This is a genomic window from Pseudoflavonifractor phocaeensis (assembly GCF_016901735.1).
Taxonomy (GTDB): domain Bacteria; phylum Bacillota; class Clostridia; order Oscillospirales; family Oscillospiraceae; genus Pseudoflavonifractor_A.
On record NZ_JACLZC010000015.1, the window covers coordinates 19,764 to 37,334 of the forward strand.

The 17,571-nt window shown below is 60.6% G+C and carries 14 protein-coding genes; 7 read left to right on the forward strand and 7 right to left on the reverse strand.

Translation table 11 applies throughout. The features are described 5' to 3' along the window. Positions 1–33 precede the first annotated feature (33 nt). Together H7U37_RS05105 and H7U37_RS05110 are read right to left on the reverse strand one after the other, a co-directional pair. The gene (locus H7U37_RS05105; protein ID WP_204874133.1) at positions 34–813 is read right to left on the reverse strand and encodes an enoyl-CoA hydratase-related protein; all 780 of its coding nucleotides are present in this window, start codon (positions 811–813) and stop codon (positions 34–36) included. Positions 814–852: 39 nt separating this feature from the next. Continuing rightward, complete coding sequence (locus tag H7U37_RS05110) at positions 853–2,424, reverse strand: class I adenylate-forming enzyme family protein (RefSeq protein ID WP_204874135.1); 1,572 nt, start codon at positions 2,422–2,424, stop codon at positions 853–855. A gap of 343 nt (positions 2,425–2,767) precedes the next feature. Here H7U37_RS05110 and H7U37_RS05115 point away from each other — a divergent pair, with 343 nt between their 5' ends. The 4 genes from H7U37_RS05115 to H7U37_RS05130 are packed head-to-tail and all read left to right on the forward strand — an operon-like array spanning position 2,768 to position 7,055. Then, entirely contained in the window at positions 2,768–3,934 is a 1,167-nt protein-coding gene (locus H7U37_RS05115; RefSeq protein WP_204874137.1) for a CaiB/BaiF CoA transferase family protein, read from the forward strand. 47 nt (positions 3,935–3,981) lie between these two features. Beyond that, positions 3,982–4,953: an NAD(P)H-dependent flavin oxidoreductase gene (locus H7U37_RS05120; RefSeq protein WP_204874147.1), complete on the forward strand. Its 972-nt coding sequence runs from the start codon at positions 3,982–3,984 to the stop codon at positions 4,951–4,953. A 13-nt stretch (positions 4,954–4,966) separates the two neighbouring features. Continuing rightward, a complete protein-coding gene (locus tag H7U37_RS05125) occupies positions 4,967–5,758 on the forward strand; it encodes an enoyl-CoA hydratase/isomerase family protein (protein WP_204874149.1) in 792 nt (263 codons plus the stop codon). Between the two features lie 31 nt (positions 5,759–5,789). Then, on the forward strand, positions 5,790–7,055 hold the full coding sequence (locus tag H7U37_RS05130) for a CaiB/BaiF CoA transferase family protein (RefSeq protein ID WP_204874150.1): 1,266 nt from the start codon (positions 5,790–5,792) through the stop codon (positions 7,053–7,055). Between the two features lie 72 nt (positions 7,056–7,127). On the opposite strand, the gene H7U37_RS05135 is transcribed toward H7U37_RS05130, so the two are convergent. Continuing rightward, a complete protein-coding gene (locus H7U37_RS05135; protein ID WP_204874151.1) occupies positions 7,128–8,750 on the reverse strand; it encodes a PucR family transcriptional regulator in 1,623 nt (540 codons plus the stop codon). Positions 8,751–9,134: 384 nt separating this feature from the next. Here H7U37_RS05135 and H7U37_RS05140 point away from each other — a divergent pair, with 384 nt between their 5' ends. Beyond that, positions 9,135–10,349 (forward strand): acyl-CoA dehydrogenase family protein, encoded by a 1,215-nt coding sequence (locus tag H7U37_RS05140; protein WP_338049782.1) that lies wholly within the window; start codon positions 9,135–9,137, stop codon positions 10,347–10,349. Between the two features lie 68 nt (positions 10,350–10,417). Continuing rightward, positions 10,418–11,278, forward strand: a complete 861-nt coding sequence (locus H7U37_RS05145; RefSeq protein ID WP_204874152.1) for a MaoC/PaaZ C-terminal domain-containing protein — start codon at positions 10,418–10,420, stop codon at positions 11,276–11,278. A gap of 132 nt (positions 11,279–11,410) precedes the next feature. Here the strand turns inward: H7U37_RS05145 and H7U37_RS05150 are convergent, their stop codons facing one another. From H7U37_RS05150 to H7U37_RS05165, 4 genes are read right to left on the reverse strand one after another with little or no spacing between them, the layout of a single operon-like run. Next, complete coding sequence (locus H7U37_RS05150; RefSeq protein ID WP_204874153.1) at positions 11,411–12,745, reverse strand: GntP family permease; 1,335 nt, start codon at positions 12,743–12,745, stop codon at positions 11,411–11,413. Positions 12,746–12,798: 53 nt separating this feature from the next. Continuing rightward, positions 12,799–14,019 (reverse strand): CaiB/BaiF CoA transferase family protein, encoded by a 1,221-nt coding sequence (locus H7U37_RS05155; RefSeq protein WP_204874154.1) that lies wholly within the window; start codon positions 14,017–14,019, stop codon positions 12,799–12,801. A 19-nt stretch (positions 14,020–14,038) separates the two neighbouring features. Continuing rightward, the gene (locus H7U37_RS05160; protein WP_243413510.1) at positions 14,039–15,190 is read right to left on the reverse strand and encodes an acyl-CoA dehydrogenase family protein; all 1,152 of its coding nucleotides are present in this window, start codon (positions 15,188–15,190) and stop codon (positions 14,039–14,041) included. Between the two features lie 32 nt (positions 15,191–15,222). Beyond that, positions 15,223–16,194 (reverse strand): NAD(P)H-dependent flavin oxidoreductase, encoded by a 972-nt coding sequence (locus H7U37_RS05165; protein ID WP_207751946.1) that lies wholly within the window; start codon positions 16,192–16,194, stop codon positions 15,223–15,225. Between the two features lie 278 nt (positions 16,195–16,472). On the opposite strand from H7U37_RS05165, the gene H7U37_RS05170 reads away from it, so the two are divergent. Continuing rightward, a complete protein-coding gene (locus tag H7U37_RS05170; protein ID WP_204874155.1) occupies positions 16,473–17,285 on the forward strand; it encodes an enoyl-CoA hydratase/isomerase family protein in 813 nt (270 codons plus the stop codon). Positions 17,286–17,571: the final 286 nt, after the last annotated feature.

The window sequence follows — 17,571 nt, forward strand, 5'->3', positions numbered from 1 at the left end:
ATTCCGGACGGCTCCACGAGGTCTCTTTTTTCCTTATTTCCCCTGATAGGCCGGCGTGCGCTTTTCCAAAAAGGCGCCGACGCCCTCGGCCTTGTCCTCGGTGCTGCACAGCACGCTGAGGGCCAGCATCTCGGTGAGCATCCCCACGTCCTGGCTGGCGGACAGGGACGCCTGCACCACCCGCTTGGCGATGCGCAGGGCCACCGGTCCCTTGGCGATGAGCTTGGAGGCCATTTTCCCGGCCTCGGCCAGCAGCTCCGCCTGGGGCACGCACTTGGTGGCAAGGCCGATCTGCACCGCCTCCTGCGCGCCGATTTTGCGGCCCAGCAAAATGACATCCTTGGCCCGTCCAAGCCCCACCAGCCGGGCCAGGCGCTGGGTGCCGCCCGCGCCGGGCAGGATGCCCAATCCCGTCTCCGGCAGGGCAAAAACGGCGTTTTCCGACACCACCCGGAAATCACAGGCGATGGCGACCTCACATCCGCCGCCAAAGGCGTACCCGTTGACCGCGGCGATGACCGGCTTGGCGCAGGATTCGATCTTATCCAGGGCCTTCTGCGCCGCGCCGCCCAGACAGTCGGTGGATTTTTTGACGGCCAGGCTGCCGATGTCCGCGCCGGCGATAAAGGCCTTGTCCCCCGCCCCGGTCAGGATCACCACCTTTACCTCGGGGGCGGTGTCCGCCCAGGTAAAGAACTCGTTGACCTCCCGCCAGGAAAGGTCATTCATGGCGTTGCGCTTTTCGGGGCGGTTGGCGGTCAGCACGGCCACCCCCTGCGGGTCGATTTCCAGCTTGAAATTTTTCAGTTCCACAGACGAACAGCTCCTTTTCTCATAGGTTGGGACGGGCGTTTATATCTCCTCCGGATGGGGCCTGAGCGCACAGAGCATCACCTTTCCGGTGGAATTCCGGGGCAATTCCGGCAAAATTTCCACTTCCTTCGGGGCCTTATAGTGGGGCATATGCTCCAGGCAGTAGGTTTTGATCTCCTCTCCGGTCAACCGGCTGCCGGGCAGCAGGACCACGCTGGCCTTGATGCGTTCGCCCCACTCCTCGTCCGGAATTCCGTACACCACCGCCTCGGCCACGTCATCGGTGAGCTGCATGATGACGTTGGTCACCTCCATGGGATAGATATTTTCCCCGCCGGAGATGATCAGGTCGTCCTTGCGGCCCCGCAGGTAGAGAAAGCCGTCCTGATCCAGCCACCCGATGTCCCGGGTGTGATACCAGCCGTCCACCAGGACCTGCTGGTTCAGGGTGGGATCGTCGGTAAAATAGCCCTTCATCTGTCCGGGGCCCCGCACCACGATTTCCCCCTCCTCCCCCGGCGGGCACACCGTGCCGTCCGGCCGCTGGATGCGCACCTCTACGCCCGGGATGGGCTTGCCCACCGACGAAAGGTGCTTGCCGTTGTCGGAAAAATGGTCCTCCGGGCTCAAAACGGTGACGATGGAGGCCATCTCGGTCATGCCGTAGGACTGGTAAAAGTCACAGTGCAGCTTTTCGATGGCCTCCTCCAGCAGGGCCTTGGACATGGGACAGGTGGAGTAGTTCAAAAAACGCAGATGGGAAAAATCATACTCCTTGAACTGGGGCGATTCCAGCAGGCGCTTGAGCACCACCGGGATCACGCTGATCCCGGTGACCTTTTCCCGGTCGAAGGCGGCCAGATACTCCCCCACCTCAAAGCGGGACATCAAAACCAGGGTCCCGCCTACGGCAAGGGTCAAATAGGCGCCCACACAGGCGATGTGGAAAAGCTGGCTGGTCATCTGGAAAATGCCGCCGGCGGAAAAGGCCAGAACGGAAGAACAGTTGCGCAGCTGCTCCAGCAGCGCCCCGTTGGTATGGACCACGCATTTGGCCCGCCCGGTGGTCCCGCTGGTATGGACCCGCAGCGCCGGCGCCTCCGGGTCTGCCGGTCCGGGTACAAACCGCTCCGCCGGCGGCGCGCTGTCAATGGCGGCCTGAAAGGGGGACACCCCGCGTTCATCCGGATTGATGAGATAAAAGGTGATGTGATCCTTCGTCCGCTCGTAGACCTTCTGCCCCCAGTCCCAGCGCTCATAGCGGGCAATGGCGTGGCGAACCCGGTTGAACTCCAGAAGATCCACCAGCTCCTCCGGCGCAAACCGCCAGTTGATTTTTACCGCCACCGCGCCCAGCTTCAAAATGGCGAACTCTGCCACCAGGAACTCCGCGCAGTTCCTGGAAATTACGGCCACCGGGTCCCCCGGCTTGACGCCGTCCCGCCGGAGCACCTGGGCAAAGCGGCATACCTGCTCGTAGAACTCCCGGTAAGTGAGGCGCCGGTCTCCTGATACAACGGCCAGACGCTCGGGATAAAGCTCCACCGAGCGGTCGATGATCTGCCCAAGGCTCGTACACCCTTGAAAATAACCATTTACGTCTTTTTTCAATGTCGGAACGCATCCTTTCTCATCGGTTTCCCCTGGACATCCTTCGGCAGGCAAGGCGGATTTCCCCACCTTCATGGTCTAAGTTTAGCGGAAAGCGCGGGGGTACTCACCATTATTTCGTCCAAAAAGCCGCCGCTTTCTCGGCGTAAAACTTGTAGGTAATGACCATAGACACTTCTCATCACCGAAAAAAACGGACGATAGCTATTTTGCACATGAAAGAGCAAAAGAGAACTGCCCCCTTTTGGATGAAATGCACTGTGCTCTTCGCGCCTCCTTTGATAAACTAAATCCGTACTGATACACGGGCCGAAGGGCCTTCATTTCGTAAGGAGGATCTATCATGAAGCCATTGGAAGGGATCACCGTAGTCGAACTCTCAACCTATATCGCGGCGCCATCCTGCGGGCGCATCCTTGCCACTCAGGGCGCCCACGTCATCAAAGTCGAAGCGCCCGCCGGCGATGTGGAGCGGAAATTCGGTCCCACTCTCTTTTGTCCCGCCACCGAGGAGGAAAACCCCATTTTTGACACCATCAACGGCGGCAAGGATATGGTCATGCTGGACTTGAAGCAGCCCGGCGATATGGCCCGCTTTCACAAGCTGCTGTCCAAGGCCGATGTATTCCTCACCAACAACCGCCCCAAAGCCCTCAAAAAAATGGGGCTGGACTATGAAAGCCTCAAGGAACAGTATCCCCAGCTCATTTACAGCATCATCCTGGGCTACGGCGAAAAGGGACCCAAGGCCGATTTCCCCGGCTTTGACGCCATCGCCATGTTCGCCACCGGCGGTTTTATCCAGGATATGATGGTGGAGGCCCCGGGCAATTACCCCACTTACCTGCCCATGGGCTTCGGCGACCTCATCTGCGGTACGGTCCTCTCCGGCGCCATCAGCACCGCCCTGCTGGGCCGCGCTCAGAGCGGCAAGGGCGACTATGTCTCCATTTCCCTCTATGGCGCCGGCATGTGGCTCTTCAGCATCATGTCCACCGGCACCCAGTTTGGCTATAAGTGGCCCCGGGGCCGCTATCAGGGCGGTCCCATGGGCGTTCCCTACAAGACCAAAAACGGCGACTGGATCCTCCCCGTGGTCAACGAGTACGAGCGCTACTGGAAGTCCTGGTGCGAGGCCGTCCACGCCGAGGAGATGATCGACGACGAGCGGTACAACACCAAGCAGGCCACCTTCGACCCCGTCCGCCGGGAGGAGGCCATCCGTATCTTCGAGCAGAAGGTCGCCCAGCTCGACGGAGACGAACTGCTCAAAAAGCTGGAGGAGGCCGACATCATCGCCAGCAAGCTGGGCCATTTCAGCGACAACCACCGGAGCGAACAGGCCCTGGTGAACGGCTTTATGGCCCCCATCACCTATCCCAACGGCGACGCCATCACCCTGGCCCAGCCGCCGGTCCGGATGGGCTGCCTGGAGCCCTCCCAAGCCGAACACGCCCGGCCCATCGGCGCGGACAATGACAAGGTGTTCCAGGCCTTCGGCATCGAGTGACCGCCGGCATATCCGGCACACAGACAGATAAAGGGGTGACCGCAGTTATGATTAAAACCAAATTTACCGAGCTTTTCGGCATCGAAAAGCCCATCGTCCAGGGCGGCATGCAGAACATCGGCTGGCCCAAGTTCGCCTCTCTGGTGTCCAACGCCGGCGGCATGGGCACCATCAACGTGACCTGCTGGAGTACCCCGGCGGAATTCGACGACGGCGTCAGAGAGATGAGGGATCTGACGGATAAACCCTTCATCGTCAATATCTCCCTGGTGCCCGACCTGACCAAGGGTCCCGAAATCATGAAGTACATCGAGGTGTGCGCCAAGTACCAGGTGGCCGCCATCGAATTTGCCGGGGCGGACCCCAGCGAATTCATGCCCGCCTGCAAGCAGGCCGGCATCAAGATCATCCATAAAAGTCCCAATGCCCACGTGGCCAAACGGATGTGGGAAAAGGGCGCGGATGTCATCACCATCGCGGGCTATGAGGTGGCCGGCCACCCCAGTCTGGACGGCATCGGCACCTTCGTGATCGCCAACAAGGTGGCCGCCGAGTGCGGCTGCCCCGTGCTGGCCGCCGGCGGCGTGGCCGACGGAAAAGGCCTGGCCGCCGCCCTGGCGCTGGGCGCCTCCGGCGTGGTGATGGGCACCCGCTTTGTGGCCACCGAAGAGTGTCCCATCAGCCAAAACCACAAGGACTGGATCCTCAGTCACGGGGAAAAGGACACCGTTATCGTGCAGAAATCCATCCGCAACGCCATCCGGGTATCCAACAACATGGCCGCCAAGCTGACCGCCGAGATGGAAAAGCGGGGCACCACCCTCCAGGAGCTGATGACCGTCATCGCCGGGCGGATCAGCCGCCAGTGCTATCAAAACGGCAACGTGGACGGCGGCCTCTTCGCCGTCAGCCCGGCCATGGGCCTCATCCAGGATATCAAGCCGGTGGCCCGGCTCATGGACGACATGATCGCCGAGGCCGAGGCGGTGGTGGCGGACATCCAAAGCCATATCGTTTGAGAGGAGGATCTTTATGGATTACACCACCATCCTGGTCCGGGTGGAAAACCGCGTCGCCACCGTGACCATCAACCGCCCGGAGGTCAGAAACGCCCTGGCCCGGGAGACTTACGGTGAGATCGCTTCCGCCATGGCGGAGCTGGGCGCCCGCAAGGATGTGGGAGCCATCGTCATCACCGGGGCCGGCAAGCATTTCTCCGCCGGCGGCGACATCAAGCGCTTTAAGGAGCTCATCGACACCGGCGTCTATCTGGACCCCAACCAGATCCTCCGCGCCGATGCTATGGCCACCGCCATCCGTGAGTGTCCCAAACCGGTCATCGCCATGATCAACGGCACCGCCACCGGCGCCGGCCTGAGCTGCGCCCTGGCCTGTGACTTCCGGGTGGTGTCCCCCAGCAGCAAGCTGGTCATGGCCTTCGTTAACCTGGGCCTCAGCGGCGACACCGGCAGCATTTATAACCTGATGCGCCTGGTTGGGCCGGAACGGGCCGAGCTGTTGATGATGACCGGCGAACCCTGCCCCGGCGAGGAGTGCGTGCGGATCGGTCTGGCCAGCCAGCTGGCCGAGGAGGGCCATCTGGCCGAGGCCGCCTATGCCCTGGCCGCAAAGCTGGCCGCCAAATCCACCGACGCCCACGCCGCCCAGAAACGCATCCTGCGGCAATTCTTCTACGACCGGCTGGAGGAATACTACGCCAAGGAGGCCCTGGAAATCGCCTGGTGCGCCAGACAGCCCGATTTTGCCGAGGCCGTCAACGCCTTTCTGGAGCGCCGCCCTCCCGTCTACAACCGGGAGGGGTAAGCGTCAGCCCGTAAGCTAGGAGGAGTGAATGATGTCCCAAAACTACCGTCCTCTCGAAGGCGTCAAGGTGGTGGAGCTCTCCACCATGGTGGCGGCCGGCTCCTGCGGCCGGATGCTGGCCGACTGGGGCTGTGATATCGTCAAGGTGGAGACCGCCGGCGGCGATATGTTCCGCAGCTTTCCCAAAACCTTCTTTGTGCCTTGCACCATGGACGAAAACCCCCTCTTTGACAGTCTGAACGCGGGAAAGCGGGGCGTGGTCCTGGATCTGAAAACCCCGGAGGGCATGGAGGCCATGCACCGGATGCTGGCCGATGCCGACGTGTTTCTTACCAACACCCGCCCCAAGGCCCTCCAGCGGCTGGGGCTGGATTATGGGACCCTGAAAGCACGCTATCCCAAGCTGGTGATGGCCAGCATCAACGGCTTCGGCGAAAAGGGACCCAAGGCCAACGATCCAGGCTTCGACACCGTGGCCTTCTGGGTCAGCAGCGGCTTCAATGCCGACATGATGGTGGAGTCTCCCGAGAGCTACCCGGTATACGGCGCGGCCGGTCCCGGCGACATCATCACCGCCATGGGGCTCTGCTACGCCATCGTGTCCGCCCTCTACAAGCGGGACCGGACCGGCGAGGGAGATTATGTCACCACCTCCCTCTACGGCACCGCCCTCTGGTGCTTCCACATCATGGCCGTGGCCACCGAAGAGCAGTACGGCTACCAGTACCCCAAGACCAGGGAAAACAGCGCGCCCACCGCCTCCCCCTTCCGTACCAAGGACGGGGAGTGGGTCATGACCACCATCCTGCAAATCGAAAAGCAGTGGCCCATCCTCTGCAAGGCCCTGGGCGTCCCCGAGCTGGGCGACGATCCCCGCTACTGCACCGCCGTCGCCCAGCGGGACCCGGAGGTCCGCAAATACCTGATGCAGCGGTTTGCGGAGATCTACGCCACCAAAACCGCCGACGAGTGGTGCAAGATCCTGACCGAGGCCGATATCGTCAACGACAAGCTGGCCCACTACAAAGACATGGAGCACAGCGAACAGGCCTGGGCCAACGGGTATATCCACGAGGTCACCTGCCCCAACGGCAAAAAATCCATCCTGGCCCGTCCCGCCATGCGCAGCTATAAAATGGGAATCCCACCCTGGAAGCGGGGGCCCATGCTGGGAGAGCATACCGAAGAGGTCCTGCGGGAATATGGCTACTCCCAGGAGGAGATCCAGGCCATGGAGGCCAAGTCCGCCGCCGTCCAGCTGGACACCTCGCAATATCAGCACCTGGACCAGGTCTGAGCCAGCATCCATTGACACACAAAAATGGAGGGCCGCCGTGTGGCGATCCTCCATTTTTCGTGGAATATGCCGTTATTCCTCCAGCTCCCCCGGCTGGAGCTCCTCGTCCTTGCTGATGTGGGCGGAGAACATATCGGGGTTGAGCAGCTCCAGAATCTTGAAAGAGATCAGCAGCCGCAGCCGGACCTCCGGGTTGTTCAGGTCCACATCCAGCAGATCCCGGATGCGGGCGATACGGTAGATCACGCTGTTGCGGTGCATATAGAGCAGCTTGGCCGTCTGAGAGATGTTCCGCTCATTGATGAGGTAGGTCCGCAGCAGGTAGAGATTGCTGCTTTTATAGTTTTTTGTGTCCATCAAAAGGGACAAACGCTGAAAATACATCTTTTCCAGGGGAAAGTGAAGATAGTTGGAGTAACATTCGATCATGTGGTAAATGCTGTGGTCCCGGTAAAAATGGAGATCCTCATTGGGGCGGTACTTCTCGCCGTACTGCATGGCCACGCAGGCCTGCCAATAGGCGGTATGTACGTCCGCGCAGGAGGAAAAGGTTGAGCTGAACGCCGCCTTGCCGCCGCAGATGGGCAGCAGGGCCATAATCTTCTGAAATCGTTCCGCCCGCGCCTCCTTTTCCAGGAAGGTCTGTTCCCCACTGGAAAAGATCAGCACCAGCCCCTCCTTGTAGATGGTGGCCACCACCTTGCTGCAGATGCTGCGCATCCGCATCCGCATATAAAGCGCCTGCTCCTCGGTGTATTCCTGGAAACGCACGGTGCAAAGGCAATAACAGCGTCCTTCCTCCAGACCCAGCACCGCCGCCCGGTCCTCCATGTATTCCGGCCCCTTCCGCCAATTCTCAATGAGATCCACCACACACTGGTCGATCCGGTTGACCTTCCGGTGGCTGGAATTGACCATGCGGAGGATGTACTTTTCCAGACTGTTGGAAAAGATCTGCACAAGATCCATCATGCCCTGGCTGGGGCTGCTGCCCATGAAATAAAAGGCGCAGGTATACTGGATGCGCTGGGCCACCACAAAGGTCTTGACGATAAAAGGAAAATTCATATAGTTCGGCGCGTCGATGAAGGTGGGGCGGGAATAGGTCAGGGCGTGCTTCATATACCCCATCTGGGCCAGATCGTCGGTGACCTCTTTGGGGAAAAAGCCCCGCTCTATGATATCCCTGAGCTTTTTGTTCGGAATATCCGCCCGCTGGCTATGGGCCACCACGTTGTAGGACGCGTCCCATATCAGGAAAAAGTTCTCCTTGAATACCCCGTCGCTCAGATCCACCAGGGCCTGAAAATCCTTTCCCACTAAAATGGCCTCTTCCAGCTGCTGCTCCCAGACGCGGAAGCGGTCAAAGATCTCCAACAAGTGGTTCATCAGCTCACAGAGGGTAATGCCGTCCCAACGGATGGGAAAGCAGTGGATATCCCGGGGGAGCGCGTCCGGCTCCAGGGGTGCGCCGTCCTCCTCCAGACAGAGGAGCGCTCCGCCTCCGCCCGGCTCCAGGCGGGCCAGACGCAGCTGACTGGCGGTACAGACATAGAGGACCTCCGGACACAGGACGGAGGCGTCCCGGTCAAGGAAGCGCACCTGGGCAAGCGGTATGCTCTGCTCGCTGCCCGGATGGATGGGCAGACCATAATCTCTCAGGCATTCCAACACAATGTTTATGGTCAACTTCATTCCAAAAAGCACCTCCCGAAATAATATCCATCAATACTATATCTTACTTCTTTCAAATTTGCAAACCTCTTTTGTTGCCAAATTATTCCGTAATTGCCCTTTTCTCAGAAATTATAGCCTCTTTTTAATGACAAATATTATATTCTCATCTTGCCGGCACGCATTGGCGTCATTGGACACTTTGACCAATATGGCGCATGAATTTAACCGTCTTTTTCGTATTTACGACCGTGGGCGATTGATGGGGATACTGATATGATACATACATGGATGGAGCGGACAAAACCCACCGGTACGGCGGAAAAACTGCTTTTTCCGCCGCAAATCCCCGGTTTGTCTGCTCATACGGACTGGTTTGAATCAAAATAGAAGGAGGAACATGCTGTGCTTGATCTGAATGGTACTGGTCTCATTATGACCGAGGAAGAGAAAGACATTGTGGCTATGGTGCACGAATTTGTCCTGAAGGAAGTGCGGCCCAAAGCCGCCGAGCACGACCGGACCGGCGAGCTGGATTGGGACGCCTATAACAAGGCCTTTGAAATGGGTCTGATCTGCGCCGACCTGCCGGCGGAATACGGCGGACAGGGCATGAGCGCCGTCACCGGCGCCTGGATTCGGGAAGAGCTGATGTACGGCGACGCCGGCTTCGGTCTGACCTGCGGCACCAACAACCTGGGCATTAAGCCCGTACTGATCGCCGGCACCGAGGAGCAGAAGAGATGGTGCGTGGAGACCCTGATGAGCGACAAGCCCGGCCGCGACCCCCGCTGGCCCCAGAAGCGCAGCGGTTTTGCCGCCTTTGCCCTCACCGAGCCTGACGCCGGCTCCGACGCCGGCGCCTGCCGCACCACCGCCGACAAGACGCCCGACGGCAGCGAGTACATCCTCAACGGCCGCAAATGCTTCATCACCAACGCCTGCTATGCCGACTTTATGTGCGTGGTGGCCTCTGTGGACCGCAGCCTGGGCTACAAGGGTCTGACCATGTTCCTGGTGGACGCCCACCTGCCCGGCGTGTCCATCGGCAAGCACGAGGATAAAATGGGCATCCGTCAGTCCGCCACCTGCGACGTTATTTTCGAGGACGTCCACATCCCCGCCTCCGCCATCATCGGCAAAGAGGGCGAGGGCTTCAAGATCGCCATGAAAACCCTGGAGCAGGGCCGCGCCGGCGTAGGCAGCGGCTGCGTGGGCATCATGCGCGCCATCCTGGAGGAGGCCGCCAAGTACTCCCAGGTCCGTGTCACCATGGGCAAGCCCATCTGCAAGCAGCAGGCCATCTCCTCCAAGCTGGCCGATATGCAGATCGCCATTGAGACCAGCCGCGCCATCGGCATGAAAGTCGCCGCCCTGCTGGACGCCGGCGATCCCGCCGCCGCCGCGCTGGGCCCCATCGCCAAGTGCTACTGCTCCGACGCCCTCAACCGCGTGGCCACCGAGGGCGTGCAGATCCTGGGCGGCTACGGCTACATGCGGGACTATCCCATGGAGAAGTATATGAGAGACGCTAAGATCTTCCAGATCTTTGAGGGTACCAACGAGATCCAGCGCATGGTCATCAGCGGCGACGTAATCCGCAAGTACAAAGTGAAATAACCCCGGTCCCACACTGGCCCCGTCCCGCAAGGGGCGGGGCCTAATTTCAAAATAAGGAGGTCTCACCCATGTTGGATCAATCGGCGGTCGGTCTGTCTGTCCAGCAGAAGTTTTCCTATACCTGGCGCGACATCATACTCTACAATCTGAGCGTAGGCGCCGGTCAGGACACCTTGGAGTATGTCTACGAGCAGGGTCTCAAAGCCATCCCCACCTTTGGCGTTATCCCCTGCGCCGCCACCTTCGGCACCGAGCCCTATACCGCCCAGCCCGTCATGCCCACCAGCAAGATCGAGGGGCTGCGCAAGGAGGGCACCCTCCATATGGACCATAAGCTGGTCCTCTACCGCCCCATCCCCACCGAGGGGACCCTGACCATCAACAAGGTCATCACCGGCGTCTATGACCGTGGCGAGGGCAAGGGGGCCAAAATTCAGGTGGAAATCAGCGCCGCCGATGAGACGGGCGAAACCCTGTTTACCAATACCATGGGCTACCTCAACCGCTGGGCCGGCGGATTCGGCGGGGAAAAGCCCCCCGCCAGCACCGTCCACATCCCCGACCGTTCTCCCGATCTCACCGCCTACGGCCAGTACCCGGCCAACGCGCCCCTGCTCTATCGCCTGACGGGCGACACCTTCCCCCTCCACGCGGACCCGGCCTTTGCCAAAAAGAGCGGCTTTGACCGCCCCATCGTCCACGGTCTTTGCAGCCTTGGCTATGCCTGCCGGATGCTCACCGCCCTTCTCTTCCCCGGTGAGCCGGAGCGGGTCATCTCTCTGGAAAACCAATTCCGCAGCGTCGCCATGCCCGGCGATTCCTTCGCCCTCCAGGTTTGGTTGGAGGAGACGGGCAAGGCCTATTTCCGGATGGTGGGCGACAAGGACGGCAAGGCCATCCTGGATTACGGCTGCATTACCTACCGCTGATCTCCTTCTTTCCGCCGGCCAGCACACCGGCAGGGTCCCGTCCCTGCCGGTGTTTTTTGTCCCCGGCAGAAACGGCAAAAGCGCCAGGCCCCGGGTGATGGGCCCCGGGACCTGGCGGACGAAGGTAAATTGTCAGAAGGTAAGACCCAGTGTGATGAGGATACCTCCAAAAATAGCGGTGAGCAGGGTGCATACCACGGAGATCATGAAGTTGTTGATATAGGCGTCCTTATAGCTCAGCTTGCACATATAGAAGGTGTTGGCCAGAGCGGAGCTGTGGGGCAGCGTATCCAGACCCACGGAGGACATGGCGCACAGACGATGGAGGGCGCCGATGGGAATTCCCAGACCCATAAAACGGGTGCCCAGCATTTCCAGCGCCAGACGCTGGCCGGTGGAAGAGGAGGCGGAGAAGCCGGCGGCCACATTGATGGCGATGATGACCTGCACCACCGGAGGACCGGGGATGCGGTCCAGCGCGCTGAGGATGTAGTCGAAGCCGGCCACGGAGGCCACCACGCCGCCAAAGCCGGTGGCGGAAGCCAGGGCCACCAGAGCGGTGTTGGTATTCTGCACGGCGGTGAGGGCGCCGTTCTTCAGGTTCTTCAGGATATTCTTGGGCTCAAAGATCAGGTAGGACACCGCGGTGGCGCAGGCCAGGGAGACCTCGGCGGGCGCCTTGACCACGTTGAGCACCACAAAGAGCACGATAGAGGGAAACAGGCACTTGAGCAGGGGGAGGTTATACTCCTGCACATCCTTGCTCTTGTCCCAGGACTGGAGGAGGGCGGTACCGGTGGGCTCGAAGCCCTCGCCGCTCTTCTCAGCCCGGCGGAGCTGGAATACCACCCAGGCCACGCACAGGGTCAGGCAGAACACCGCGCAGATGCAGCCCAGCACGGGAGCCGCAAAGGCGTCGGTCCCGAAGAACTCCATGGGGACCAGGTTGGTCAGCTGGGGAGAGCCGGGCAGCATGGCCACCGTAAAGGTGGAGGAGCCGATGGCGCCGCAGGTGTAGAGATGCCAGGGGATGTTCAGCTGCTGGAAAAGGTCCTTGGCGATATACAGCACGGTGAAGGTGACCACAAACACGCTGATGCCGCCGTAGCTGAACACCGCCTGAATGGCCGCCAGGCAGAGGACGCCGGCCAGCTTCTCGTGGCCTTTGAACTTCTTGGCCAGACGGGCCAGGGCAAAGGCGATGGATTGGGCCGCGCCCACATCGCCCAGGGATTTGGCAAACAGGGCGCTGAAGAAGAACATCAGAAAATAGCTGGAGTACGCGCCGGCAAAACGGGGCATATACGCTTCCGTCAGGGAGGTCATGACGTTGACCCCGGAGAAGAGCGCCACGATCGCAACGGCAATGATACTGACGACGGTCACATGGTAGCCTTTGAAAATGGCCAGGATGAAAAATGCCGTAGCCAGCAAAATTCCGATCAGACTTAATACTTCAGGACTCAAAATTTTCCCTCCTCAATTCTCTCTGTCAGGTTGCGTCTTTTGTCACGGGATGGTTATTTCGCAACAATCGCCCCCTTCTCCGCCATGGCGCTGATTTCCGCCTCCGAATAGCCCAGCTGGGTCAAAATCTCCCGGGAGTCCTGTCCCAGGGCGTGCGCCAGCTCATACGGCGGGAGACCGCCCTCCTCCAGCGCCACGCAGGGCCGGGCCAGCCAGTACTGCCGACCGCTGGGACAGGTGACATGCTCCACATAGTGGTTCACCCGCGCCTGCTCGCTGGCAACGGCGTCTTTGAAATGCGCCAGACGGCTGTGGACAATATCGGCCTTGCTCAGCCGTTCATCCCAATAGTCGGAGGTATTGCTGCGGAATTGCTGCTCCAGGATCTGAATGAAGGGACCCCGGTTTTCCAGCTTTCCCACATCGGCCGCGGTGTGGAACCGGGGGTCAGACGCTACCTGGGGGATCTCCATGGCCTCACAGAAGGCGTCCCGGTAGCGCTCCCACTCCATGATGTTGATCATGATCCACTCCCCGTCTCCGCACTCATAGGGCAGGGTGATGGGGCGTCCTTCAAAGCGGGTTTTGGGGTACTTATAGCTGTACGGCGCCTGTACCGAGGTATTCATCAGGCTCATGACCCAAGTGGCCACGCCGAAGAGAGAAACGGAGACTTTGTCGCCTCTCCCCGTGCGCTCCCGGGCGAACAGGGCCGCGCAGATGCCGCCGGCCAGCATGGTGCCGCAGCTGTTGTCCCCCACGCCGCCGGGGGCGTAGATGGGATAGGAGCCGGGATTGTCGATCCGCATGTCGGCCATAAAGCCGCTCTTGGCCCAGTAGGCCACCGTATCAAAGCCGGGGCTGTCGGCGTCCGGCCCCTCCTCGCCGTAGCCGGTGACATAGCCGCAGATGAGCCGGGGATATCTGGCCTTCAAGCTCTCATAATCCAGCCCCATCCGCTTGAGGGGTTTTGGGCGGTTGTTGGTAAGAAAGACGTCGGCAGTGGCCAGCAGCTTATGAAAGGCGGCCATGGCGTCCGGGTCCTTCAGGTCCAGGCAGAGGTTTTTCTTGTTGGCGTTGGGCACGTCAAAAACCGGGTTTTCCTCGTCGCTGGCCGGACCGTTGAAGGTCTTTCCATACTTTCTCCAAATATCCATTTTGGGGCTTTCCACCTTGATGACCTCGGCGCCCCAATCGGCCAGGACACGGCCGCCGCTGGGCGCGGCCACATAGGTGGCAAGCTCCACCACGCGAATCCCTTCCAGAGCTCTCATAAGCTACCGTCCTTTCCCCTTAGATCCGGTTTTCACGGATCATCTGCTTTGCGATGACCAGCCGCTGGATCTGATTGGTCCCCTCCACGATCTGGGTGATCTTGGAGTCCCGATAGAGCTTTTCCGCCATATATTCCTTCATGACGCCATAGCCGCCCATGATCTGTACGGCGTCGGTGGCGTTTTTCTGGTAAGCGTCGGCGGCGTAGCACTTGGCCATGGCCGCCTCCTTGGAGCAGGGCTGTCCGGCGTCGATGAGGGCGCAGGCATTGTACACCAGAGCCCGCGCCGCGCTGGTGCGCATCTGCATATCGGCCAGCATCATCTGGATGGCTTCAAACTTCCAGATGGGCTGTCCGAACTGGACCCGTTCCTGGGCGTACTTGACCGCCAGGTCGATGGCCTGCTGGGAAGCGCCCACCGAGGAGGCCGCCACCAGCGGGCGGGAGAGCTCCAGCACCTTCATGGCGTTGGCAAAGCCGGTCTCCTCGGTGCCCACCAGGTTTTCCACCGGGATCTCCACGTCCTGGAACGCCACCTCCGCGGTGATGGACAGGCGCATGCCCAGCTTGTCCTCCTTTTTCCCCACCGTCACGCCGGGGCGGTCCCGTTCCACGATGAAGGTGGCCAGCCCCTTATAGCCCTTGCTCAGGTCGGTGGAGGCCACCACCAGGAACACGTCGGCAATGGACGCGTTGGTGATGAACATTTTGTTGCCGTTGATGATATATTTGTCACCCTTTCGGATGGCAGTGGTACGGACCGAGGCCGCGTCGGAGCCGGCGCCCGGCTCGGTCAGGCAGAAGGAGGACATGCCGCCTTCCGCCAGAATACCGGCATAATACTCCTTCTGGGCCTCCGTACCGGCAAACATGACGATCTTGGCGCCCATGTTGGTGATGTTGAACATGGAGATATAGGTGCTCTCCACCTTGGCGCCCTCTTCCAGCAGCATGGCCGTGGTGGTGGTGCTCAGTCCCAGACCGCCGTACCGCTCCGGTACCTGCATGACCGTAAGCCCCATATCCTTGCCCATCTGCACCAGCCGGTCGGGGTATCCGCCGGCCTCCTCAAACTCGTGGACGTGAGGCTTGATCTCCTTGTTCATAAAGCTGCGCACCATGGTGACCAGCTCCTGCTGCTGGCTGTCCATATGAATCAATCCGCGCATGGCGTTTCTCCCTTTCTGCACAAAGCTGCGGTTTATTTCACCATGGCGCTGACGCTGGCGATCTGCGCCTCGGCCTGAGCCATGATCTCGTCGATGATCTCCTGACAGGACTTGACGTTGTGGATCAGGCCCACGGTCTGCCCAACGGGGAAGAGGCCCTTCTCCACTTCGCCGCTCTGGTAGGCGGCCTTGCTGTTTTTGCCGGAGATGACCGCCATCAGCTCCTGGAGAGTGGCGCCTTTGCGCTCCATCTCCAGGCACGCCTGGGCGCTGGCGGTGTTGGCCACCCGCACCATGTTGCGGATGCTCCGCTGGCAGGTAATGGTGTCTCCCTCGCTGTGGTCCACGATCCACTGCTTGTGGGCGGCGCTGATGACCGCCTCCGTGCTGGCCACAAAGCGGGTACCCATGACCACGCCGGCACAGCCCAGACCCAGCGCGCCGGCCAGCCCGTAGCCGTCGGCCACGCCGCCGCCCAGCATAACGGGAATATTCAGCTCGTGAGAGACCCGGTCGGCCAGCACCATGCTGCTCAGCTCCCCCATACCGGGGTGGCCGGCCACCTCATAGCCCACGATGGTCACCAGATCGGCTCCCACCGACTGGGCCTTTTTGGCGTGCTTCAAAGCCGCCATCTTGATAATCAGCTTCATCCCATACCCCTTGATGATGGGGGCGAAGGGGGTGGGGTTTCCTCCGGCCAGCTCAATGATGCCCACCCCCTCCTCGGCGCAGATGCGCAGATAATCGGCGGTCTTGTCGCCGGGGTTTACGTCCGGCGGGATGGATACATTGACGGCAAAGGGCTTTTGGGTCAGCGCCTTCATCTGACGGACCGCCTGGCGGAAGTCCTCCAGCTCAGGATAAATGGTAACGTTAATGGTGCCCAGTCCGCCGGCGTTGGAGACGGCAGACGCCAGTTCCGGCGTTCCAAGATGCTGCATACCACCCTGCATAATGGGGTGTTGAATGCCCAGCAGCTCCGTCATTTTTGTTTGGATCATACGTAGGGTACCTCCTCCAAATAAATCGCGGCGAGCGAATCTTACGAGTGTATTGTAAATTTGGGTGGCGCTTCCCACAACGTGATTGTATACAAAAAGAGCCCGGTTTCATTTGCCTAAACCTGTGCATATCAACCATGTTCGTTCCGTGTGGGTTTGCATCACGGAAAACCAGACGCCGGCCCGTATTTTTGTAGCTTCTGACGGTGCAGATCAGCCGCCCTTGGGGTATAGTAATGCTGCTAAAACCATTCGCTGACAGAAAGGAAGAGACAACCATGAAATATGACGCACAGCTGGTCACGGTCACAACAGAACACCATATCGCCACCTTGACGCTGAACGATCCCCCAAAGATGAACGCCCTGTCCATCCCCATGGCCCAGGCGCTGACCGCCGCGCTCCGGCAGGTCTGGCGGGACCCGGAGGTGCGGGTGGTGGTGCTGCGGGGCGCGGGGGGCAAATTCTGCGCCGGCGGCGACCTCACCTCCATGAAACGGCGTGTGGACGCCTATCGGGAGGGACGGGAGCCGGAATCCGACACCCGCGCCAATATGTGGTGTCTCAACCAGGTCATCCTCACCATCCGGGACCTTCCAAAGCCGGTCATCGCCTGGATCGAGGGGGCGGCCGCTGGCGGCGGAATGAGTCTGGCCTTGGCCTGCGATTTCTCCCTGGCCGAGGAGGAGGCCAAAATGGTCTTTGCCTTTGCCGGCATCGCCCTGGCGCCCGACATGGGGGCTTCGGTGATGGCCCCGCCCCGGATCGGCTTCCCCCGTGCCACCGAGCTCTTCATGACCGGCCGCCGGTTCAGCGGCCGGGAGGCCGCCCAGTGGGGACTGATTACAGCGGCTTACAGCGCCGAAGAATTGCCAGGCGCCGTGGCCGTACTGGCCCGGCGCCTGGCCGCCGGACCGGCCCAGACCTACGGGGAGATCAAGCGCCGGATGAATGAGACGGTATTTTCCGGCCTTTCCGCCGGGATGGCTCAGGAGGTGGAGGGCGCTGCCCGGCTCACCCGGACGGCGGACCACGCCGAGGCGGTGGACGCCTTTTTGGAAAAGCGCAGACCGGTATTCCATGGCCGGTAAACCTCCCCGCAAGCCCAAAAAAGCGTTGAAAGAGACGGCCCATTGCCCCATCCTTCAACGCTTCTTTGTGATACTCAGATTCAGTTTTTTCCAAAATACCCTTGCGCACGGACCGGTTTCAAAGCATGAATCGCAGCGCCGGGCGGCATCCTCCACCCGAACGGCGCGGATGGCGTTCCTTCTCTCACCAGTCCTCTGACCACCGGTATGATAAGATGAAAAACCAGGCGGGAGAGGCTCCATACCTCCTTTCCCGTCTGGTTTTTGTGCTCCCGCCCTGATCCGG